Origin of the sequence: Mycobacterium sp. 155, assembly GCF_000373905.1 — a bacterium.
GTDB lineage: Bacteria > Actinomycetota > Actinomycetes > Mycobacteriales > Mycobacteriaceae > Mycobacterium.
Genome location: NZ_KB892705.1, coordinates 2,500,487 through 2,523,107, shown reverse-complemented (window position 1 = coordinate 2,523,107; position 22,621 = coordinate 2,500,487). Strand labels below are relative to the sequence as shown.

Annotated in this window: 19 protein-coding genes; 10 read left to right on the top strand and 9 right to left on the bottom strand. The window is 67.8% G+C overall.

The genetic code is table 11. The annotated features are described in order from the left end of the window. Nucleotides 1–11 precede the first annotated feature (11 nt). A complete protein-coding gene (gene ilvD / locus B133_RS0112025; protein ID WP_018601374.1) occupies nt 12–1,934 on the top strand; it encodes a dihydroxy-acid dehydratase in 1,923 nt (640 codons plus the stop codon). Here ilvD and B133_RS0112020 read toward each other — a convergent pair. Genes B133_RS0112020 through B133_RS0112010 form a run of 3 tightly spaced genes read right to left on the bottom strand, consistent with a single transcriptional unit; the run spans nt 1,874 to nt 4,064 of the window. Further along, nucleotides 1,874–2,368, bottom strand: coding sequence for a GNAT family N-acetyltransferase (locus B133_RS0112020; protein WP_018601372.1), 495 nt, complete (start codon nt 2,366–2,368; stop codon nt 1,874–1,876). The genes ilvD and B133_RS0112020 overlap by 61 nt on opposite strands. Next, the gene (locus B133_RS0112015) at nt 2,365–3,468 is read right to left on the bottom strand and encodes an isochorismate synthase MenF (protein ID WP_018601370.1); all 1,104 of its coding nucleotides are present in this window, start codon (nt 3,466–3,468) and stop codon (nt 2,365–2,367) included. The genes B133_RS0112020 and B133_RS0112015 overlap by 4 nt, the downstream gene beginning before the upstream one ends. Further along, complete coding sequence (locus tag B133_RS0112010) at nt 3,450–4,064, bottom strand: acid phosphatase (RefSeq protein WP_026256315.1); 615 nt, start codon at nt 4,062–4,064, stop codon at nt 3,450–3,452. Before B133_RS0112010 ends, B133_RS0112015 begins: the two co-directional genes overlap by 19 nt. A 57-nt stretch (nt 4,065–4,121) precedes the next feature. Between B133_RS0112010 and B133_RS0112005 the strand changes: the two genes are divergently transcribed. Both B133_RS0112005 and B133_RS0112000 read left to right on the top strand, forming a co-directional pair. After that, the gene (locus B133_RS0112005; RefSeq protein WP_026256314.1) at nt 4,122–4,919 is read left to right on the top strand and encodes a ParA family protein; all 798 of its coding nucleotides are present in this window, start codon (nt 4,122–4,124) and stop codon (nt 4,917–4,919) included. Nucleotides 4,920–4,927: 8 nt separating this feature from the next. Continuing rightward, nucleotides 4,928–5,629 carry a PP2C family serine/threonine-protein phosphatase gene (locus tag B133_RS0112000; protein WP_018601364.1) on the top strand — a complete coding sequence of 234 codons (702 nt, stop codon included), beginning with the start codon at nt 4,928–4,930 and terminating at the stop codon, nt 5,627–5,629. 18 nt (nt 5,630–5,647) lie between these two features. Here B133_RS0112000 and B133_RS0111995 read toward each other — a convergent pair whose 3' ends face one another. Together B133_RS0111995 and B133_RS0111990 are read right to left on the bottom strand one after the other, a co-directional pair. Continuing rightward, a complete protein-coding gene (locus B133_RS0111995; protein ID WP_018601362.1) occupies nt 5,648–6,865 on the bottom strand; it encodes a hypothetical protein in 1,218 nt (405 codons plus the stop codon). Nucleotides 6,866–6,880: 15 nt separating this feature from the next. Further along, on the bottom strand, nt 6,881–8,398 hold the full coding sequence (locus B133_RS0111990) for a DEAD/DEAH box helicase (RefSeq protein ID WP_018601360.1): 1,518 nt from the start codon (nt 8,396–8,398) through the stop codon (nt 6,881–6,883). Between the two features lie 297 nt (nt 8,399–8,695). Between B133_RS0111990 and B133_RS0111985 the strand changes: the two genes are divergently transcribed. Then, the gene (locus B133_RS0111985) at nt 8,696–9,394 is read left to right on the top strand and encodes a ferritin-like fold-containing protein (RefSeq protein ID WP_018601357.1); all 699 of its coding nucleotides are present in this window, start codon (nt 8,696–8,698) and stop codon (nt 9,392–9,394) included. A 5-nt stretch (nt 9,395–9,399) separates the two neighbouring features. On the opposite strand, the gene B133_RS0111980 is transcribed toward B133_RS0111985, so the two are convergent. Then, entirely contained in the window at nt 9,400–10,230 is an 831-nt protein-coding gene (locus B133_RS0111980; protein ID WP_018601355.1) for an MmpS family transport accessory protein, read from the bottom strand. A 255-nt stretch (nt 10,231–10,485) separates the two neighbouring features. Here B133_RS0111980 and B133_RS0111975 point away from each other — a divergent pair, with 255 nt between their 5' ends. After that, nucleotides 10,486–10,725, top strand: coding sequence for a DUF3107 domain-containing protein (locus B133_RS0111975; protein WP_018601353.1), 240 nt, complete (start codon nt 10,486–10,488; stop codon nt 10,723–10,725). Nucleotides 10,726–10,736: 11 nt separating this feature from the next. Here the strand turns inward: B133_RS0111975 and B133_RS0111970 are convergent, their stop codons facing one another. After that, complete coding sequence (locus tag B133_RS0111970) at nt 10,737–11,387, bottom strand: TetR/AcrR family transcriptional regulator (protein WP_026256313.1); 651 nt, start codon at nt 11,385–11,387, stop codon at nt 10,737–10,739. Between the two features lie 184 nt (nt 11,388–11,571). Here B133_RS0111970 and B133_RS0111965 point away from each other — a divergent pair, with 184 nt between their 5' ends. The 3 genes from B133_RS0111965 to B133_RS0111955 all read left to right on the top strand — a co-directional run bounded on the left by B133_RS0111965 (nt 11,572) and on the right by B133_RS0111955 (nt 14,808). After that, on the top strand, nt 11,572–12,603 hold the full coding sequence (locus B133_RS0111965; RefSeq protein ID WP_018601349.1) for a DUF3152 domain-containing protein: 1,032 nt from the start codon (nt 11,572–11,574) through the stop codon (nt 12,601–12,603). A 120-nt stretch (nt 12,604–12,723) separates the two neighbouring features. Further along, the gene (gene moeZ, locus B133_RS0111960; protein WP_198291059.1) at nt 12,724–13,917 is read left to right on the top strand and encodes an adenylyltransferase/sulfurtransferase MoeZ; all 1,194 of its coding nucleotides are present in this window, start codon (nt 12,724–12,726) and stop codon (nt 13,915–13,917) included. A gap of 36 nt (nt 13,918–13,953) precedes the next feature. Further along, nucleotides 13,954–14,808, top strand: a complete 855-nt coding sequence (locus tag B133_RS0111955) for a TIGR02569 family protein (protein WP_018601347.1) — start codon at nt 13,954–13,956, stop codon at nt 14,806–14,808. A gap of 76 nt (nt 14,809–14,884) precedes the next feature. Here B133_RS0111955 and B133_RS0111950 read toward each other — a convergent pair whose 3' ends face one another. Both B133_RS0111950 and B133_RS0111945 read right to left on the bottom strand, forming a co-directional pair. Then, complete coding sequence (locus B133_RS0111950) at nt 14,885–15,181, bottom strand: MGMT family protein (protein ID WP_018601346.1); 297 nt, start codon at nt 15,179–15,181, stop codon at nt 14,885–14,887. A 2-nt stretch (nt 15,182–15,183) separates the two neighbouring features. Continuing rightward, nucleotides 15,184–15,954, bottom strand: coding sequence for an alpha/beta fold hydrolase (locus B133_RS0111945; protein ID WP_018601345.1), 771 nt, complete (start codon nt 15,952–15,954; stop codon nt 15,184–15,186). Between the two features lie 203 nt (nt 15,955–16,157). Between B133_RS0111945 and B133_RS0111940 the strand changes: the two genes are divergently transcribed. Both B133_RS0111940 and B133_RS0111935 read left to right on the top strand, forming a co-directional pair. After that, nucleotides 16,158–19,316 (top strand): ATP-dependent DNA helicase, encoded by a 3,159-nt coding sequence (locus B133_RS0111940; RefSeq protein ID WP_018601344.1) that lies wholly within the window; start codon nt 16,158–16,160, stop codon nt 19,314–19,316. Next, the gene (locus tag B133_RS0111935; protein ID WP_026256311.1) at nt 19,313–22,615 is read left to right on the top strand and encodes an ATP-dependent helicase; all 3,303 of its coding nucleotides are present in this window, start codon (nt 19,313–19,315) and stop codon (nt 22,613–22,615) included. The genes B133_RS0111940 and B133_RS0111935 overlap by 4 nt, the downstream gene beginning before the upstream one ends. Nucleotides 22,616–22,621: the final 6 nt, after the last annotated feature.

The window sequence follows — 22,621 nt, the reverse complement described above, 5'->3', positions numbered from 1 at the left end:
AGCATGGGCATATGCCCGATTTGAGATCCAGGACCATCACCCACGGCCGCAACATGGCCGGCGCACGGGCCTTGCTGCGCGCCGCCGGCGTGTCCGGTGCCGACTTCGGCAAGCCGATCGTGGCTATCGCCAACAGCTTCACCGAGTTCGTACCTGGCCACACCCATCTGCAGCCCGTCGGGCGCATCGTGTGCGAGGCGGTCCAGGCGGCCGGTGGAATAGCTCGGGAGTTCAATACCATCGCCGTCGACGACGGCATCGCGATGGGGCACGGCGGCATGCTGTACTCGTTGCCGTCACGCGACCTGATCGCTGACTCGATCGAGTACATGGTCAACGCGCACCGTGCCGATGCCCTGGTGTGTATCTCCAACTGCGACAAGATCACCCCGGGCATGTTGATGGCGGCGCTGCGACTGAATATCCCCACGGTGTTCGTCTCGGGCGGACCGATGGAGGGCGGTACCACGACGCTGGTCGACGGAACTGTCCGCAGCGGTCTGCATCTGATCTCGGCAATGACCGACGCCGTCACTCCCGAGGTCTCCGACACCGACATGGAACGGGTGGAGGCCGCCGCCTGTCCGACCTGCGGATCGTGCTCGGGAATGTTCACCGCCAACTCGATGAACTGCCTGACCGAGGCGATCGGGCTGGCGCTGCCGGGCAACGGCACGACGCTCGCGACCCACACGGCCCGCCGCCGCTTGTACGAAGATGCCGGCGCCGCGGTGATGGGGCTGGCTCGGCGCTACTACGACGGCGATGACGCCAGCGTGCTGCCCCGCAACATCGCTTCTGCCGCAGCATTTTCCAATGCGATGATGGTCGACATTGCGATGGGTGGGTCGACCAATACGATCCTGCACCTGCTGGCTGCGGCACATGAGGCCGACGTGGATTTCACGCTGGCCGACATCGAGCAACTGTCCACGCGGATTCCGTGCATCTGCAAGGTCGCCCCCAACGGCAGGTACCTGATGGAGGACGTGCACCGGGCGGGCGGTATCCCCGCGGTGATGGGGGAGTTGCAGCGCGCCGGACTGCTCGATACCGACGTGCATGCAATACACGCTGACTCAGTCACCGCCTGGCTCGATGAGTGGGATCTGAGGTCTCCCACGGTCTCGGCCGAGGCCGTCGACCTGTTCTACGCCGCGCCCGGTGGGGTGCGTTCCAGTTCGGCGTTCTCCCAGTCCTGCCGCTGGGAGAGCCTCGACTTGGATGCCGCATCGGGCTGTATCCGCGATGTCGCCCATGCCTATTCGGCGGACGGCGGACTGGCCATCCTGCGCGGAAACCTCGCCCAGGACGGGTGTGTGGTCAAGACCGCCGGTGTGGACGAGTCGATCCTGCGCTTCAGTGGGCCCGCAATCGTCGTCGAATCCCAGGAGGCCGCGCAGGACGTGATACTGACCGGCCGGGTGCGACCCGGCGACGTCGTCGTGGTGCGTTACGAGGGTCCGCGCGGCGGCCCCGGTATGCAGGAAATGCTGTATCCCACCTCATATCTCAAGGCCATCGGGCTCGGCAAGGTGTGCGCGCTGATCACCGACGGACGTTTCTCCGGCGGCTCATCGGGATTGTCGATCGGGCATATCTCGCCGGAAGCGGCGGCTGGTGGCGTCATCGCGCTGGTGCAGGACGGGGACCTGATCGACATCGATATCCCGGCCCGCCGCATCGAATTGCGGGTCGACGCCGCCGAACTCGACGACCGCCGACGCCGGTTGGAGGACGACGGCGGGTACTGGCCACGGCGCCGGGACCGGGAGATGTCACCGGCGCTGCGGGCCTATGCCGCGATGGCTGTCTCGGCGGACCGGGGTGCGGTGCGTGATGTGTCGTTGATCGAGGCCGCGAGCCGGGCGGGCTACCGCGCTTCGCCGTGTTCACCGGCCAGCGCGCTGAGCTCAGGACCCGACACGCGGTAGGTGGTCCATTCGGTCTGCGGTTTGCCGCCGACAGCGTCGTACAGCGCGATCGCGTTGACGTTCCAGTTCAACACGGCCCACGTCAGCCGGGAATATCCGTTCTTCACGCACTCGGCCGCCAAGGTGGCCAACAATTTTCGGGCCAGCCCGCGGCGTCGGAAGGCCGGGCGGACGTAGAGGTCCTCCAGGTAGATCCCGGCGACGCCGTCCCATGTCGAGAAGTTCAGGAACCACACCGCGGTGGCGGCCACCTCGCCGTCGATCTCGACGATGTGCCCGTATGCCATCGGCTTCTCGCCGAAAAGTACTGTGTGTAACTGAGTTTCGGTGACAGTACACTCGTCGAGCGCCTTCTCGAACTCGGCCAGCTCGCGGATCATCGCAACGATCTCGCCCTCGTCGCCGGGCTGTACCCGTCTGATCACTTCGGTCATGCTGCCCCCAGTCCTGCCAGTATGGTCCGGAATTTCGTTGTGGTCTCGTCGACTTCGTCATCGGGATCGGATTCGGCAACGATGCCGCCACCGGCGTGGGCCAAGGCCTCCCGGCGGTCCGGGGACAGCACGGCGCACCGGATCGACACCACCCAGCGACCGTCGCCGTCGGCATCGCACCAACCGACCGCCCCCGCGTAGAACCCGCGGTCACCCTCCAACTCGCCGATCAGCGCAGCGGCCGTGCCGGTGGGCACCCCGCCCACCGCGGGGGTGGGGTGCAGGGCGAGCGCCAGATCGATTGCCGTGATGTCTTTTCCGCGCAACCGCCCACGCATTGGCGTGCTCAGGTGCCACAGCGCGTCGGTGCCGTGTAATTCGGGTTCGGCGGCGATCTGCAGCTCGACGCACAGTGGATCGAGGGCTTTGCGCATGACGTCTACGACCAGTTGATGCTCGTGGCGGTTCTTCGCCGACGCTGCCAGTGCGGCCGCGTTGGCAGCGTCGGTGGCCGGATCGGTTGACCGTGGCGCCGAACCAGCGAAGGGCTGGCAGATCACCGTGTCACCTTTGCGGGCGACCAGCAGTTCGGGGCTGGCTCCCACCAGGACGGTTCCGGCATATCGCGGGCCCGCCGGGGACAGGTCCGCGAGATACACCGTGGCGGCTGGATCGGCATCGGCCAGCCTGCGCAGCACGGTGCGGGGGTCCCACGGGCCGTCCGCGGTGAGCTGAAGTGCCCGGGCCAGCACCACCTTGTCCAGCGCTGTGGCGGGATCCCGCAACCGAGTCACGGCTTCGGCGACCCGGTCGCGGTGCACCGCGCTGGCCGGCAGTGTCTCCCGGAACGTCACGGAAGGTGACGGTCCGGCCGGCCAGTCGGGCAGCGCCTCGGGTCGGTGGACCGTTACCGGTTCGTACAGCGCGGCCGGCCGTGTCGTGTCAAACGGCAACGCGCCCAATATGATTGATGCCGCCCCGGATTGCAGTGCGGATTGCGCGTCGGGGATTCGCGAGTAGCCGGTACGCACGCCTTCGGTGATCAGCACCCCGGACGGCCCAGCCAGCACGAACCCGGGGTTCAGTGTGGCGGCGGGCACGGATTGGTGCGGCTGGTGAGGCCGAGTGCAGTGATTTGCCGCACACCGTCTTTGAAGCCGCAGACCGCGACCGAGGCCGTCTCCATCGTGAACCGGATGCCTTCGGCTATCGGCAGCTCCACCCATCGGGTCAGCACCGACCGCGAAAAATGGCCATGTCCGACGAACACCACGTCCCGGCTCTCCAGGTACCCCAACGCCAGCTCGATCGCCTGGTCGGCGCGGGCACTGACATCGGCCGGGCTTTCCCCTCCCGGGCCGCCGTGTGTCCACACCATCCAGTCCGGCACCATCGCATGGATCTGTTGGGGAGTCAGCCCCTCGTACTCGCCGTAATCCCATTCGGCGAGCAGCGGAGATACTTCGTCGATGGTCAGGCCGGCCAGCTCGGCGGTCTCCTGTGCGCGGAGCCGCGGGCTGCTGATCACAATCGGGTTCTGCGGTTGCAGGTCGGCCAGCACCGCGGCTGCCGACTTGGCCTGCTCTCGTCCGGTATCGGTGAGATCAAGATCGGTGCGGCCCGTGTGCTGACCCGACTTGGACCATTCGGTCTCACCGTGACGGAGCAGCATGAGGCGGTGCTGTGGGGCGCTCATACGGTGATTCTGCCGCACGTCTGACGGTGCCTGCCGGGAGCGTGCTTGGATGAAGGTGTGACGCGGGTACTAGCGGTCGCCAATCAAAAGGGTGGGGTAGCCAAGACGACGACAGTGGCGTCGTTGGGCGCGGCGATGGTCGAACTCGGTCAGCGGGTACTACTGGTCGACTTGGATCCGCAGGGGTGTCTGACGTTCTCCTTGGGCCAGGATCCCGACAAGCTTCTGGTGTCGGTACACGAGGTGCTGCTCGGCGAAGTCGAGCCGGACGCAGCGCTGGTGCAGACCGATGAAGGTATGACGCTGTTGCCGGCCAACATCGACCTGGCCGGTGCTGAGGCCATGTTGTTGATGCGGGCGGGTCGCGAGTACGCACTCAAACGTGCCCTGGCCAAGGTCGCCGACTCCTTTGATGTGGTGATCATCGACTGCCCGCCGTCGCTGGGGGTGCTCACTCTCAACGGCCTGACCGCCGCCAATGAGGTGATCGTGCCGCTGCAATGCGAAACGTTGGCGCACCGCGGCGTCGGGCAGTTCCTGCGCACCATCGCTGACGTTCAGCAGATCACCAACGCCGATCTCACGCTGCTGGGCGCGTTGCCAACGCTCTATGACTCGCGCACGACCCACAGCCGTGACGTACTGCTCGATGTGGCGGACCGCTATCAGCTGCCGGTGTTGGCACCGCCCATCCCGCGTACTGTTCGATTCGCCGAGGCCACTGCGTCAGGTGTGTCGGTACTGGCCGGCCGAAAGAACAAGGGCGCGGAGGCCTACCGGCAGCTGGCCGAGGCCCTGCGCAGGTATTGGAAGTCCGGGAAGGCGATGGCCACCTTCACACCCGAAGTCGTGTAGCAGGAACCATGGCGACAGTGCTCGCGGCCGCGACGGCCACCGATCAGGGCCCCGTCCGGGTCAGCAACCAGGATGCTGTGCTCGTCGAGGGGGTGCTGTATGCCATCGCCGACGGCTTCGGCGCGGTCGGTGACCACGCCAGCCGGCTGGCGCTGGACATGTTGCGGGCCGGTTTCGTCGCCGTGCCTGACCGGGACGGGCTGATGGTCGCGGTGCGGCAGGCCAATGAACGCGTCAGCGCTCTCGTCACGGCAGAAGGCGCAAGCTCGGGCTGCACACTGACCGTAGTGGCGATGTTCGATACCGAACAGGGTGGCCCCATGGTCCTCAACATCGGCGACTCGCCGCTCTACCGAATTCGGGACGGCCGGATGGAGCAGCTCACGGCCGATCACAGTGTGGCCGGTGAGCTGGTGCAGGCCGGGGAGATCACCCGCGAGGAGGCCCGCTTCCATCCACACCGCCACTTGCTCACCCGTGCGCTCGGCATCGGGCCGGTGATCCGTGTCGATGTCGCCGATCTCGACTGTCTCCCTGGTGACCGGCTGCTGATCTGTAGCGACGGCTTGTTCGCGGCCGCCGATGAGTCCTCGATCGCTGAGGCGGCCGGCACGGTGGAGCCCGCGACGGCAGCTCAGCGGTTGATCGAGGTGGCCAACAATGCCGGCGGCAGCGACAACACCAGCGTCATCGTCATCGACCTGGGCTGAGCCGCGGGCCCCCTGCCGTCACGTCGGCCCCAGCGCGACCAGTTCGGCGCCGCGCTGTTCGAGCAGAGTCGACCCGGCCACCGCGGGTACCACGGGCGAGGCACTCGGTTGGCGGGCCAACGCGATGTGCCGCTCACCGGCGCCGGTAGCGGGATCGAACACGTCGTAGCCGTCGCTGACGGGGACCAGCAGCCGCCCGGCCATCTCGGTGGCGGGTCCGACCGGGTTGGCCGTACTAGTCGGGCTGACGGTGTACTTGTAGCGCAGCCCATTGGCGTCGAACACCAGCACCGAGTTGCCCGTCCACCAGGTGATCAGGTCTCCGGCACGGCTGGTGGTGGCTTGCGGCCCCGGCGGTGCGGGCAGCAGCGTACTGGCGATGGTGGCACCGTCGCGGTCGATGACATTGACCGTCGGCTTCGGCGTCGGCACGTAGATCGCGGTTGTCGTGTCCGATACGGCGATCACTTGTGCGCCCGAGTCGTCCGTCACGCCCGGCAGCTCCACGTTCCGGGTGTCGGGCTGGTCCTCCTCATCGGCCGGACGCAGCAGTGTCAGCCGCAGATCGTCCCGTTTGGGGCACGACTCCAGCACCGACACCGCCGAGGAACTGGCCGCCGCCGACACCAGCCGGCACACCGGTGACGCTGGGACATCGGGCTTGATGCGGGCGTCGAGTGCACCGTAGGACAGCATCCGGACCATGTCGGAGCGCCACATCTCCAGGCGACTGTCCCCGGCCGAGAGCACGGTGGTCCCGTCGGAGGACAACCGCACCTCGGGATCGGAATAGCTGCTGCGGGCCGGCCCGCGCTGGCCGGTCTTACCGTCGATGGTGCTGACCTGCCCGCAGCCGCGACTGTCCGGATACACCGCGACGGCGTAGTCGTACACCGAGGTCACACCGCATAGGTCGAGATCGCGGGCGTAACTCCACAACGTGGCACCGGTGACCGGATCGCGCCCGGTGACGGTGTGCCCGTCTCCGGTGACCACTGACCCACCGGCGATCACCGGCACTGTGGTCTTGGGGCTCGGCGCGGTCCACAGCTGCTGCAGTCCGGCGGGTACGTCCCGGGCCGGGTTCAGATTGGCGACCGGCGACGCTGCGGGACGGCTGATCGTCGCCCGCTCGTCGCTGGTCCACCAGATCAGGGCGGCGACGACGGCGATGACCGCAACGATCGCAGCAGCCGCCACCATGTCGCCACGGGTGCGACGTTCGGGTTTGACCATAGGTGGCGCGGTCGGCTAGCTGGCGCTGGCGGCTTCGGTCTTGCGGGGACGTCGCCGACGGCGCCGCCGTCCGGCAGCCGGAGCTTCGCCGTTCTCGGATTCGGCAACCGGTGCGTCGACCGGCTCCTCGACATCGGTCTCCGGAGCCGAGGGCGTCTCCGGATGCCCGGTCGTCGGTTTGCCGGCGCGGGTTCGCCGCCGTGTCCGGGTCCGGCTCGGCCGCTCCGAGTTCGAGTCGGTCGAGGAGATCCGCTTCTCCGACTTGTCGGCACGCTTGTCTGTCGAACGATGTGGGGTGCCGACGGTGCCGGTGGCATCGGCGGGGATGCCCAGCTCCTCATAGATGTGCGGTGAGCTGGAGTAGGTCTCGGCCGGATCGGGGCAGCCCAAGTTCAGCGCCTTGTCGATCATTTCCCAGCGGGCCAGCTCGTCCCAGTCCACCAGCGTGATCGCGACGCCGGTCTTGCCGGCGCGGCCCGTGCGTCCGATACGGTGCACATAGGCCTGCTCATCTTCGGGGCACTGGTAGTTGATGACGTGCGTGACGTCGTCGATGTCGATGCCGCGCGCCGCGACGTCGGTGGCGACCAGCACGTCGACGGCTCCGGTGCGGAAGGACTTCAAGGCCTTCTCCCGGGCGCCCTGGCCCAGGTCGCCGTGCACGGCATCGACCTTGAATCCGCGCTCGGCGAGTTCGTCGGACACCTTCTGTGCAGTGCGCTTGGTGCGGGTGAAGATCATCGTGGCGCCGCGGCCATCGGCCTGCAGGATCCGGCTGACCAGCTCCGACTTGTCCAGGGCGTGGGCCCGGTAGGCGAACTGCTCGGTGGTGTCATGGGTCGCCGCGGAATGCGGGGCTTCGGCCCGGATGTGGGTGGGCTGGTTCATGAACGTGCGGGCCAGCGTGATGATCGGATCGGGCATGGTTGCCGAGAACAGCATCGACTGCCGGTCATCCGGGGTCAGCCGCAGGATGCGCTCGATATCGGGCAGGAAGCCCAGGTCGAGCATCTCGTCCGCCTCGTCGAGGACCAGTACCGAAAGGCCGCCGAGCTGCAGGTGGCCCTGCTGGGCCAGGTCGAGCAGTCGGCCCGGCGTGCCGACGACCACGTCGACACCCTTACGCAGCGCTTCGATCTGCGGTTCGTAAGGACGTCCGCCGTAGATGGAGGTCACGGTGAACGGGCGCTGCGAGGAGGTTCCGGTACCTGCCGTCAAGTACTTTGCTGCGGCGGCGAGGTCGTCGTAGACCTGTAGGCACAGCTCGCGGGTGGGCACCACGATCAGCGCGCGCGGCGCTCCGGTCAGCGGTCGGGTCTCGTCGCCGACCACCCGGTGCAGCAGGGGCACGCCGAAGGCGAAGGTCTTGCCCATGCCGGTACGGGCCTGGCCGATCAGATCGCTGCCGGCGAGTGCCAGGGGCAAGGTGAGTTCTTGGATGGCAAAGGGGTGTTCGATACCGTTCTCGGCCAGTGCGCGCACAATTTCTTCGCGCACGCCGAGTTCGGCAAACGTCTTGTTGAGATGCGTCATGGTTGGTGGAGGTAGCCTTTCACTGTCAAACCTCATGGGGCGTCCACGCGCGCACGAGTTTCGACAATGACACGGCCGGTTCGCCCGGTACAGGCGGCGGTGCCGATCCGCGGGGCCCAGCGCTACGGGGCGGGCCAACTGCGTGCACGCACATTTCTTCGGTAGCGGCCTGGGCGGCTCGCAAGCGGGCTCGAAGCCGCTGCAGATCCTGTTACCAGAAGTCATTGTAGCTGGTCGCGATGGCAGGGCCGATTTGCCGGCAAGTCGGCCCGTCGTGCGGCGTCTAAAGTTGGCCCCATGACAACGCCGCAGCCCGCCGCAGAACAGATCGCCGAACCGGTCGCCCCAGGCGTGTCGGCCGATCACCCCGGGGTCGACGAACTGTTCGCGGTGCTGGCCTACGGGGAGGTCGCCGCGTTCTACCGGCTCACCGAGGAGGCGCGGATGGCGCCCAATCTGCGTGGCCGGATCAACATGGCCAGCATGGCCGCCGCCGAGATGGGTCACTACGAGATTTTGCGAGATGCGCTGGAGCGCAGGGGAGTAGATGTCGTCGCGGCGATGACGAAGTACGCCTCGGCGCTGGAGAACTACCACCGCATGACCACGCCGAGCACGTGGCTGGAAGCTTTGGTGAAGACCTACATCGGTGACGCGCTCGCCGCAGACTTCTACCTGGAGATCACCGACTCGCTACCGGACGAGGTTGCCTCGGTGGTGCGGTCGGTGCTCTCGGAGACCGGGCATTCACAGTTCGTCGTGGCCGAGGTGCGGGCGGCGGTGACCGCCAGCGTCCGGCAGCGCCACCGGCTGGCACTGTGGGCGCGCCGACTGCTCGGCGAGGCTGTCACCCAGGCGCAATTCGTGCTGGCCGATCACGACGAGTTGGTCGATCTGGTGATGTCCAGCGGGGAAGGCCTGACCCAGCTCGCCGAGTTCTTCAACGGGCTGCAGCACACCCATCACTCCCGGATGCAGGAGCTGGGCCTGGCCTGACCGCTCTACTGCGTGCAGGTCGCGATCATCGTGTTGTTGGCCTGCTGGACCAGCACTGTGCCGTTGGCATCGGTGATCGCGCAGTCGAGCTGACCTGCCACGCTGGTCGCGGTCACCGATTTCAGCTCGACACCGGGGTCGAGCGTCACGGTCTTGGTCCACGGCAGGGCGACGTTGATGTCGGTCTGCAGTGCCCCCTGCTGATCGGTGTACACGATGCTCACCAGGTCGATCAGCTGCCGGGTGCCCGTGACGGTGTAGGTGATGGTGCGCGGGCTGGCGACGGTCGCCGGCGGGGCCGCCTCGGCAGGCGGTGCAGGTTCGGGTGTCGGTTCCGCGGTGGCCTGGGGGGTCGGCGTCACGGTGGTCACCGTCTCGGGTGACATGCCGGCTACGGGCGGTGCCGGCGTCGGCACCGGCTTCGATGTGGCGTCCTGTGCCGGAGTGGTCGTGGGCTGGCTCGTCGTGGGTGCCGCTGAAGAGGTCACGGTGGCCGAGACCGACCCGCTGTCGCCGCCGCCCAGGATGATCACCGTGCAGATGACCGCGACCAGCAGGATCACGCCCGCGACGGCGGCGACCCACATCCATCGCCGGTCGGCAGGGTCGTAGTACTCGTAGATCTCGTCGTCGATGTCCTCATCGGGGCTGTCGCCCACGTAGGCGTCGTAGTCCGCGAAGCCGGCATCGTCGCCGCCGGTGCGGTATTCGCTGTCATCGCTCGAGCGGTAACGGCTCCGGAAGTTATCGTCCGGGTCGGACGATCCGGGCCTAGTCGAATGCTCACCGAAACGCTCGGTCGAAGTCGTGCCATACGGCGAATAATGCCTGGTCATGAGGCTATCCCAGTCGTCTCGTCCAATATCGCTGCTGATGCTATCGAGGCAGATGTGACGGGTGAGGTTTGATGACCAGCGTGTTGGTTACGGTCCGGACTCGGTTCGGTCGCTGAAGGTCTCCCGCGCTTGGCGCAGGCATCGAGCGCTTCGCGCACGGCGAACTCTCAATGGCCGACGCTGGCGGCCTCGCGCCCGCACTGTCCACTAGCCTGCTGAGGGACACAGACAGTAGAGACAGAGAAGGGGTCCAGCGTGGAGGTCAAGATCGGCGTCACGGACAGTCCGCGGGAGCTGAGTTTCAACAGCGCGCAGACTCCCAGTGAGGTGGAGAAACAGGTCACTGACGCGCTCAGCCAGGACTCGGGTGTGCTGGCGCTGACCGACGAGAAGGGCCGTCGGTTCCTGGTGCAGAACAAAAAGATCGCCTACGTAGAGATCGGCGCTGCCGATGTGCGCCGCGTCGGCTTCGGTGTCGGGGCTGAGTCGGCCTAGAGAAGGCCCGTTCAGGCGCGGGTGAGTGGCACGTGTGACAGTCCGCCCCAGGCGAACTGCACCGTGCCCTCCACCGCGCAGTCCTTGTCGATCGGCCGTTCGTTGTTGAGCCAGTACCGCGCGGAGTCGACACTGATCGCGACCAAGCCGACCGCGATCATCCGGGCGCGATGCGCCTCAAGGCCGGAATCGCGACTGATCAAGTCGAACACCGCGTCCGTGCAGGCTTCGGTCGCGACCTTCACCTGCGCAGCCACTTGTGGCTCGCTGACGTAGTCGTTCTCGAAGATAAGCCGGTAACCCTGACCGTCGTGCTCGATGAAGTCGAAGAATGCCTCCACGGCGGCGCGCAGCCGCTGCCTGTTGTCCGTGGTGGTGCGCAGGGCTTGGCGAACGCCGGACACCAGATTCTCGACGTGCTGCTGCAATACCGCGAGGTACAGCTCAAGCTTCGACGAGAAGTGTTGGTAAAGAACCGGTTTGCTGACACCGGCGCGATCGGCGATCTCGTCCATACCCGCGGCGTGGTAACCCCGGTCCACGAACACCTCGCTGGCGGCCGCCAAGAGCTGACCGCGTCGTTCGTTGCGGGGCAGTCGATTGCCGCGTCGACCGGTCGCCGGCTTGTCGGCTCTCCTCTCGGTGTTCGCGAGATCGCTCATGTAGTCCTCAATCTGGATTCCTTCGGCGCGCTTGGTCATGGTCAACCAGGCTGCTCATCGGACGACAGTACTACCGTTGCGGCGCCGGTTGCGAAACGTCCGACGGTTGCGAATTGGCTGCGGCGGGGTCACGGACCTGACGCACGGGAATGGCATTCACAGCGGTCTGTGCCATTCTGGATCGGTGACCTACGACCCGGGGCCCCGCGCGGGCAGCGGCGTCCCGGCACTGCGCGACGAATGGCGGGAGCCGTTGCGGGCCCAACGGGATCCACTTGCGGCCGATTCGGGTCGGCCCCGGGTCAATCGCGACGAGCGGGGCCAGTGGCGCAAGCAGACTTGGCTCGGCCGCTTTGTGTCCACCTATGGCTGGCGTGCCTACGCGCTGCCGGTCCTCATCGTGCTGACCGTGGTGGTGCTGTACCAGACGGTGACCGGTACGTCCGCGCGCACCGGGCACGCCGACGACGGGCCCATCCAGGGATCGCCCACCATCGACCAGGCCGCCACCGCCATCATCGGCGCGCCGCCCAAAGGGCTGACCCAGTTCGACGCCAACCTGCCCACCGGCATCCTGCCCGCGGGCGGGCAGTTCACCGAGACCGGCGCCAAGACCTGGCACATCGTGCCCGGAACTACCGAGAAGGTCGGTCAGGGCACCACCAAGTCGTTCACCTATACCGTCGAGGTAGAGGACGGCGTGGACACCACATCGTTCGGGGGCGACGAGGGCTTCGCGCGGATGGTCAGTGAAACGCTGGCCAACCCCAAGAGCTGGACCCACGACGGCATGTTCGGGTTCACCCGCGTCGACGCCACTAGCGGCGTCGAGCCTGACTTCCGGGTGTCCTTGACCTCGCCGATCACCGTGCGGGAGGGCTGCGGCTACGACATCCAGCTGGAAGCGTCGTGCTACAACCCGTCCTACGACGACCAGGCCCGGGTCTTCATCAATGAAGCCCGCTGGGTGCGCGGCGCGATGCCGTTCCAGGGCGATATCGGGTCATACCGACAGTATGTGATCAACCACGAGGTCGGCCACGCCATCGGTTACCAGCGGCATGAGCCGTGCCGTGACGACGGCGGCCTGGCGCCGATCATGATGCAGCAGACCTTCTCCACCGCAAACAACGACGATGCGAAGTTCGACCCGGAGACCGTCAAGCCGGACGGGAAGACCTGCCGCTTCAACCCCTGGCCATATCCCATCGCGTAGCGCCTGTCTTGGGTTCGGTAGCCGATTGACGCCTACCGCGGCGCGGGAAGCATGACCGCCGGATTACCGTTGTCCCTACGTACGGTCCATGACTTGAGGAGACATTCGGTGTCCGTGAATTTGGGTGTGTCGTTACCGCCGCTGGTTGAACCGGCCGCCGAGCTCACCCGCGAAGAGGTGACGCGTTACAGCCGCCACCTGATCATTCCCGACGTGGGCGTGATCGGACAGAAGCGGCTCAAGAATGCCAAGGTGCTGGTGATCGGTGCCGGCGGACTCGGCTCGCCGACCCTGCTCTACCTGGCTGCCGCCGGGGTGGGAACCATCGGCATCGTCGAGTTCGACGTCGTCGACGAGTCCAATCTGCAGCGCCAGATCATCCACGGCCAGGCTGACATCGGGAAGTCCAAGGCGCTGAGCGCCAAGGAATCGGTTTTGGCGATCAACCCGCTGGTCACCGTCAACCTGCACGAATTCCGGCTGGAGGCCGACAACGCCGTCGAGCTGTTCAACCAGTACGACCTGATCCTCGACGGCACCGACAACTTCGCCACCCGATACCTGGTCAACGACGCCGCGGTGTTGGCGGGCAAGCCGTACGTGTGGGGTTCGATCTACCGGTTCGAGGGCCAGGTGTCGGTGTTCTGGGAAGACGCACCCGACGGTCCCGACGGCGAGAAGCAGGGCCTGAACTACCGCGATCTGTACCCCGAGCCGCCACCACCGGGAATGGTCCCGTCGTGTGCCGAGGGTGGCGTGCTGGGCATCCTGTGCGCATCCATCGCGTCGATCATGGGTACCGAGGCCGTCAAGCTGATCACCGGTATCGGGGAGCCGCTTCTGGGCCGGCTGATGATCTACGACGCGCTCGACATGACCTACCGCACCATCCGGATCCGCAAGGACCCGACGACTCCGAAGATCACCGAGCTCATCGACTACGAGGAGTTCTGCGGCGCCATCTCGGATGAGGCGACCGAAGCCACGAAAGACTCCACCATCACCCCGCAGGAGCTGCGGGAGCTGCTGGACTCGGGGAAGCCGTTGGCGCTCATCGACGTCCGTGAGCCGGTGGAGTGGGAGATCAATCATATTCAGGGTGCCGAGCTCATCCCGAAGCCGACGTTCGAATCGGGCGATGCGCTCGCCAAGCTCCAGCTGGATCGCACACCGGTGTTGTACTGCAAGACCGGTGTGCGCTCGGCAGAAGTGCTGGCCATCGTTCAACAGGCCGGATTCTCCGATGCGGTGCATCTGCAGGGCGGCATCGTGGCGTGGGGTCGACAGGTCGATCCCGACATGGTCATGTACTGACCGCCGGTTTGCGGGTCTACACCTTAGGCTGAGGTTGTGAGTGCAGAACGGCCGCCGGAACATGTGCTGGCGGCCTTCGGGCTGTCCGGGGTGCGTCCGGTCCCACTTGGTTCGAGTTGGGAGGGCGGCTGGCGCTGCGGCGAAGTCGTACTGTCGGTGGTCCCCGACCACGCCCGTGCGGCGTGGTCGGCGAAGATCCGGGAGACGTTGTTCGTCGATGGGGTACGGCTGGCCCGCCCGGTGCGTTCCACCGACGGGCGCTACGTCGTGGCCGGTTGGCGCGCCGACACATTTGTCGCCGGGACCCCGGAACCGCGTCACGACGAGGTGGTCTCGGCGGCGGTCCGGTTGCACGAAGCCACCGGAACCCTGGAGCGGCCCCGGTTCCTGACCCAGCCTCCGGTCGCGCCGTGGGCAGATGTCGACGTGTTCATCGCCGCCGACCGCGCGGCGTGGGAAGACCGGCCGCTGCACTCGCTCCCGTCCGGAGCCAGGGTCGCGCCGGGTTCGACGGACGGTCAGCGTTCGGTCGAGCTGATCAACCAGCTCGCCACACTCCGCAAACCGACCAAGAGCGCGAGCCAGCTGGTGCACGGCGACCTCTACGGCACAGTGCTTTTCGCCGGCGCCGCGGCGCCAGGCATCACCGACATCACTCCATACTGGCGCCCTTCGTCGTGGGCGGCCGGGGTCGTTGTCGTCGACGCGTTGTCCTGGGGCGACGCTGACGACGGGCTCATCGAGCGCTGGGACACGTTACCGGAGTGGCCGCAGATGTTGTTGCGGGCGTTGATGTTCCGGCTGGCCGTGCACGCGTTGCATCCGCGGTCCACCGCGGCGGCCTTCCCCGGACTGGCCCGCACCGCGTCGCTGGTCCGGCTCATCCTCTAACCCACGTTTAACCCGCGAGCAGACGCGGGGGTACCCCGACACGCCGCGATCGCGGTACCCGCGTGACTGCTCGCGCTCAGAACTCGTGGCGGCATTCGCTCAGTGCTATCCGGCCGTCGACGGAAAGCACACCCTCGGCGCGCAGCAGCTCCAGCTGCCGGGTGCTCAGATGGGGTGCGGGGCGGCCCGAGGCGCGGATCACACGGTGCCATGGCAAGTCCGACGAATCGGTGCGCATGATCCACCCGACAATCCGGGGGCTGGAAAGCCCCGCGACGTCGGCGATATCGCCATACGTCGACACCCTGCCCGCGGGAATAGCGGCGACCAGCGCGCGGACCGTCTCCACCTGCTCCTCGGTCACCGCCGCCACGGCTATCCCAGCCGTTCCCGGATCAACGCCGCGGTCTCGGCGGGCCGGGCCTGAGCCACCATGTGATTGCAATCCCAGTCCAGCAGCGTGAAATCGGGTCCGAGCCGCACGCTCAACGCGCCGATCAGCGCATCCGTGGCATACGGCGGGCTGGTTTTGGTGGCCCGCACCAGCGTGGTCGGTGTTCCGGTGCGCGGTAAGACAACTGGCCGGGCCAGCTCACTCCAGTACGCCATCATCGCGGGCATGCAGACCCGCCACCCGTATCGGCCGTTGGGCAGCGCGATCAGGTGCTCGCCGAACTCGCGGTCCAATTCGGCGGGCTCGACCTCACCCCAGGAGCCCTTCATCTTCTCCACTCGAGCTTGGGCTACGTCGGGATAGTCCGGCGACTCCATCATGTTCTCGGCGATCTCCCGCACCCACTCACCGTCAAGTTCCACCGCGGGGTCCAACAAGATCAGCCCGGACACCAGGTCCGGGTAGGTGGCAGCCAGCGTGAGGGCCACCGCACCGCCGAAAGAGTGCCCGACCACCAGCGTCGGGCCGTCCAGCAGTGCCGCCAAGGCGTCGACGTTGGCCGCCAGGGTCCACGGCGCCGCCCACGACGACCTGCCGTGTCCCAGCAGATCGGGCGCCAGAATCGACACCTCGGGCAGCTGGGAGGCCAGGGTCTGCCAGCGCTGACCGTGCCCGGTCACACCGTGGATCAACAGCAGCTCGGCCGGGGCCTGCGGGCCGTACCGGAGCACGTGCAACAAATCGGGGGACACCCCCGTGATGCTGCCAGGGCCCGGCCCAACAGATTTGTGGGACCCCTCGCGCCAATCCGCTCCGCTACTTGTCGGGCCTGCTTGCGCCAATCCGCTCCGCTACTTGTCGGGCCTGCTTGCGCCAATCCGCTCCGCTACTTGTCGGGCCTGCTTGCGCCAATCCGCTCCGCTACTTGTCGGTCCCTTCTGGTGTCATGCCTTCCATGACTGCACACGTCGAACCGGCACTGGCGGGTACCGAGCTGCTCGCTCCGGGACGCACGGGCGTGGTGCGGTTGCTCGGTGGGCCGGGAACCGGCAAGAGTTCGCTGCTGATCAACACGGCCGTCGAACACATCGCCGCAGGCACCGATCCGGAATCGGTTCTGCTGCTGACCGGTTCGGCACGCCTGCGGGCGGCCGCGCGGGCCGCGGTCACCGCGCGGCTGCTGGGTGCGGGGGAGCGGCACGTGGTGCGTGAGCCGCTGGTACGAACGGTCCACTCGTACGCATTCGCGCTGTTGCGGTTGGCGGCCCAGCGCAACGGTGACCCGCCGCCGCGGCTCATCACCAGCGCCGAACAGGACGGCATCATCCGTGAACTGCTGGCCGGCAATCTGGAGGACGGGCCCAACTCGGGTGTCTGCTGGCCCGACCAGCTGTGGCCGGCGTTGAGCACCGCAGGGTTCGCCAGTGAACTTCGCGACCTGATGGCGCGCTGCACCGAGCGCGGTGTGGATCCGCTTGCGTTGCAACGGCTCGGCCGGTCGGCGCGGCGTCCCGAGTGGGTGGCCGCCGGGCAGTTCGCGCAGGCCTATGAGCAGATCATGCTGCTCCGCTCGGCGGTGGGCATGGCCGCACCGCAGGCCACCGTGCCCGCACTGGGCGCGGCCGAACTGGTCGGTGCCGCGTTGGAGGCTCTTGGCACCGACGCCGACCTGCTGGCCACCGAACGCGGCCGGATCAGCCTGCTGCTGGTCGACGACGCCCAGCACCTCGACCCGCAAGCCGCTCTGCTGGTGCGCGTGCTGGGAGCAGGCGCCGGGCTGACCGTGATTGCCGGTGACCCCGATCAAGCGGTATTCGGTTACCGCGGCGCCGATCCGGTCTTGTTGCGCGATCCGGGCGACGCCGACGACGCGATCATCGTGCTGACCGAATCGCACCGGTGCGCTCCCGAGGTCGCGGCGGCCATCGCCGGTATCGGACGACGCCTTCCCGGCGTCAGCCCCACCCGCGAATTGGTCGGTAGCGCCGCGGTCGAGGGGGCCGTCACCCTGCGGCTGGCCGCGTCGACGCACGCCGAGTCGACCCTGATCGCCGATGCGTTGCGGCGTGCCCACCTCGTCGACGGGGTGCCGTGGTCGGAGATGGCAGTTATCGTTCGCTCAGTGCCCCGCGCCGGGACGGTGCTGGCCCGGGCTTTGACCGGCGCAGGGGTGCCGGTCGAGGCTGCCGGAGACGTGTCACCCGTGGCCCAGCAGCCCGCCGTCGCCGCGCTGCTCACGGTGCTCGATGTCGCCACCGGAGAGCTGACCGGCGACGACGCACTCACCCTGCTCACCGGGCCGATCGGACGGGTCGACCCGGTGAGCCTGCGGCAGTTGCGCCGCGCGCTGCGCCGTGCCGACGGCTCGGTACCGCCGCGTGATTTCGGCGACCTCGTTGTTGCCGCGGTGAACACCGAACCCCGGGGGCTCCCCGTCGAGCAACTGCGCCCGTTGCGGCGGCTGCGTGCGGTGCTGACCGCGGCCCGCCGCAGTGTGGCCGCCGGAGCGGATCCGCGCCACACCCTCTGGGACGTCTGGCATGCCTGCGGGCTACAGCGACGGTGGCTGATGGCCAGCGAGCGTGGCGGAACTCTTGGCGCGCAGGCAGATCGCGACCTCGACGCGGTGACGATGCTGTTCGACATCGCCGATCAATACGTGAACCGGACGGCGGGTGCGTCGCTGCGCGGTCTCATCGACCACGTCAGGGCGCTCGGCGCACCGGCCGCACCCGCCGACCCGCGTCAACAGCCCGACGCCGTCGCCGTTCTGAGCGCCCATGCCTCCCTGGGCCGGGAATGGGAGTTCGTCGTCATCGCTGGTGTGCAGGAAGGATTGTGGCCCAACACTATTCCTCGCGGCGGTGTGCTCGGAACCCAGCATCTGGTGGATGTGCTCGACGGCGTTACCGGGCCCGCCGACGCCGCGGTGTCTACCCGGGCGCCGCTATTGGCCGAGGAACGGCGGTTGCTGATGGCAGCGATGGGCCGTGCCCGCACCCGGCTCTTGGTGACCGCGGTGGACAGCGATTCCGGTGATGGTTCGCTGCTGCCCTCGCCGTTCTGCACCGAGCTGACCGCCCTGGCCACCGACGTGCCGGTGCTCCCGCCACTGGCGGCGCCCAGGGTGCTGGCCCCCTCGGCGCTGGTTGGTCGGTTGCGCGCGGTGGTATGTGCACCCGATGATGCGGTCGACGAGGACTCCCGGGCCTGTGCGGCAACGCAGTTGGCCCGGCTGGCCGAAGCCGGGGTGCCCGGGGCCAACCCGGCGGACTGGTACGCCATGACCCCGCTGTCCACCGACCATCCGTTGTGGTCCGGTGCCGATCAGACGGTGACGCTGTCACCCTCGACGCTGCAGATGCTTACCGACTGCCCATTGCGTTGGCTGCTGGAACGGCATGGCGGTAGCTCGGGCCGCGACGTGCGGTCCACCGTCGGGTCGCTGGTGCACGCGCTGGTTGCCGAGCCGGGGCGCACCGAGGGTCAACTCGTCAACGAGCTCGAAAAGGTCTGGGACCAACTACCTTTCGAGGCGAAATGGTATTCGGACAACGAGCTGGAACGGCACCGTGCGATGCTGGAGACATTCACCCGGTGGCGGGCCGACACGAGGTGCCAGCTCACAGAGGTGGGCACAGAGATCAACGTCGAGGGAGTCATCCGGGCCGCCGATCCCGAGTCCGGGAACCAAGCACCCGGGGTCCGGATACGGGGCCGGCTGGACCGCCTCGAGCGTGATCAGGCCGGTCGGTTGGTGATCGTCGATCTCAAGACCGGCAAGAGTCCGGTGACCAAGGAGAACGCACAGAGCCATGCTCAGCTGGCCATGTACCAGTTGGCCGTCGCCGCAGGCCTGCTGACGGACGAAGCCGCTACCGATCTGGACGAGCCCGGCGGAGGTCGGCTGATATACCTCGGAAAGGCCGGCGCAGCCGGTGCCACGGTGCGTGAACAGGATCCGATGACATCCGAGACCCGTGCCGATTGGCTGGCAGCGGTCGGTGACGCGGCCGCCGCCACCGCGGGACCGCAGTTCCTGGCGAGAGTCAACGACGGATGCTCGAACTGCCCGGTGCGGTCGGCCTGTCCGGCACAGGCGCCGCGGTCATGACACCGGCCGAGACGGCCCGCTACAGCCCGGTCGAACTATCCTCTGCGCTGGGCCTTTTCCCGCCGACCGCCGAGCAGGCCGCAGTGATCGCCGCGCCACCCGGTCCGCTCGTGGTGATCGCGGGTGCGGGCGCAGGGAAGACCGAGACCATGGCCGCTCGGGTGGTGTGGCTGGTGGCCAACGGCTATGCCACACCGTCACAGGTGCTCGGGCTGACCTTCACCCGCAAGGCCGCCGGGCAGCTGCTGCGCCGGGTTCGCACCCGGCTGGCGCGGCTGGCCGGTGCGGGTCTGGCGCTGTCCGTGGGCACCGACGAAGCGGTCACCGTCAGCACCTACCACGCATTCGCCGGCACACTGCTACGCGAGTACGGCCTGTTGCTGCCCGTCGAACCGGACACCCGGCTGCTCACTGAAACTGAACTGTGGCAGTTGGCTTTTGATGTGGTGTGCGCTCACCCGGGCCGGCTCGACACCGACAAGACCCCGGGCGCGGTCACCGCGATGGTGCTCCGTCTTTCCGGGGCGCTCGCCGAGCACCTCGTCGACACCGATCAGCTTCGCGACACCCACACCGAACTCGAGCGGTTGGTCCACACCCTTCCGGCCGGGCCATATCAGCGTGACCGCGGGCCGAGCCAGTGGCTGCTGCGCATGCTGGCCACCCAGACCGAACGCACGGAGCTGGTACCGCTGATCGACGCGCTGCACCAACGGCTGCGTACCGACAAGGTGATGGACTTCGGCATGCAGATGGCCGCCGCAGCCCGGCTGGCGGCGGGTTTCCCGCAGGTCGGTGAGCAGTTGCGGCAACGCTTCCGCGTCGTGCTGCTCGACGAGTATCAAGACACCGGGCATTCCCAGCGCGTCGCGTTGTCGGCGTTGTTCGGTCGCGGTACCGACGACGGGCTGGCGCTGACGGCTGTCGGTGATCCGATCCAGTCGATCTATGGCTGGCGGGGCGCATCGGCCACCAACCTGCCCCGGTTCACCACCGACTTCCCGTTAGCAGACGGCACCCCGGCGCCGACCCTGGAGTTGCGGACCAGCTGGCGCAATCCGCCCAGTACTCTGCACGTCGCCAATGCCATCTCGGCTGAGGCGCGGCACCGTTCGGTATCGGTGCGGGAATTGCTGCCCCGGCCCGGTGCCGATCCGGGCACCATCCGCTGTGCGCTGTTGACCGATGTTGCGGCGGAACGGGATTGGGTGGCCGATCAGGTCGCGCGCAGGTACCACGGCGCCCGCGAAGACGGTGCGTCGGCACCGACGGCGGCAGTTCTGGTGCGGCGCAACGCCGATGCCGCTCCGATGGCCGAAGCGCTCGAGGCCCGCGGGGTTCCGGTCGAGGTGGTCGGGGTGGCGGGGTTGCTGGCGGTGCCCGAGGTAGCCGATCTGGTGGCGATGCTGCGGCTGGTCGCCGACCCGACCGCCGGACCTGCGGTCATGCGCATTCTCACCGGGCCACGGTGGCGGTTCGGCGCCGGCGACCTCACGGCGTTGTGGCGCCGAGCGGTTGAGCTGGACGATCGCCCGCACGGGGAGCCCGGCCCGGCCGACATCGTCGCGGCGGCCGCTCCCGACGCCGACGTCGCGTGCCTGGCCGACGCGATCTGCGATCCCGGTGCGGCCGAGAACTATTCGGCCGCGGGCTACCAGCGGATCGTGGCGTTGGGCCGGGAACTGACGATGCTGCGGGCACATCTGAACCACCCGCTGCCCGAACTGGTCGCCGAGGTCCGGCGGGTGGCAGGGCTGGACGCAGAGGCGCGGGCAGCGCAGCCCGTGACCGCGGGCTGGACCGGCACCGAACACCTCGACACGTTCTGCGATCTGGTGGCCGATTACGCCGGCCGCTCGGGTGTAGAGCGCGTTGGGCGCCCCGGCGCTGAGCGCGTTGGGCGCCCCGGCGCCGTGGTCGAGGGGCTGCTGGCCTACCTCGACGCCGCGACGGTGGTCGAAAACGGGCTCGCGCCCGCCGAATTGGCGGTCTCGCACGACCGGGTGCAGATCCTGACCGTGCACGCCGCCAAGGGGCTGGAATGGCAGGTGGTGGCGGTGCCGCATCTGAGTGCGCGGATATTCCCGTCGACGGCGTCGGCGCGCACCTGGCTCACCGACGCCGCGGATCTGCCGCCGCTGCTGCGCGGTGACCGCGCCACCGTGTCCGAGATCGGCGTCCCGGTGCTCGACACCTCGGATGTCAACGATCGAAAGATACTGTCGGACAAGATTGCCGATCACAAGAGCAAGCTAGAGCAGCGCCGCGTCGATGAGGAACGTCGCTTGCTGTACGTGGCGGTCACCCGCGCCGAGGACACGTTGCTGCTGTCTGGTCACCACTGGGGTGCCACCGAGAGCAAGCCGCGGGGACCATCGGAGTTTCTGTGCGAGATCAAGACCATTCTGGAAGAGGCCGCAGCTGACGGCAGACCCTGCGGCGACATCGAGCAGTGGGCGTCCGAGCCGGTAGCCGGTGAGCAGAACCCTTTGCGGGATAAGGAAGTTAAAGCGATATGGCCGGCGAAGCCGAGTCCTGACGGCGATGTACGCCGCGGAGCGGAGCTCATCGCTCGGGCGATGGCGGGGGATCTCGGCGAGGGAACAGACACCGACGGCTGGGGGGCCGACGTGGACGCGCTGCTGGCCGAACGGGCCCGGGCGCCGCATACGGTTCCGGCCGAACTGCCAGGCCAGGTGTCGGTCAGCACGCTCGTCGAACTCAGCCGGGATCCGCAGGCGGCGTTGCAACGGCTGCACCGCCGGCTACCGCAGCGTCCGGATCCGCATGCCTTGCTGGGCACCATCTTCCACGAATGGGTCCAGCGGTTCTTCCATGCCGAGCGCTTGTTCGATCTCGACGATCTGCCCGGTGCGGTCGACAGCGAGGTCGGCCGCGGCTGCGCCGAAGAGCTCGCCGTATTACAGGACGCATTCGTGATGTCATCGTGGGCCGCGCGCACACCGATCGAGGTGGAGGTGCCCTTCGACATGGTGCTCGGTAAGACCGTGGTCCGGGGCCGCATCGACGCGGTGTTCGCCGACACCGACGGCACCGCAACCGTCGTGGACTGGAAGACCGGTGAGCCACCGAACACTCCGGAAGCCAAGGAGCAAGCCGCGATACAGCTCGCGGTCTACCGACTGGCCTGGGCCGCATTGCGCGGGTGCCCGCCGGGATCGGTGCGCGCGGCCTTCCACTACGTGCGGTCCGGCCAGACGGTCAGGCCCGAAACCCTGCCCGGAGCAGAGGAATTGGCTGCGTTACTGGCGGACTCGCCGGCAGCGCAGCAGACCTAGCCCGGA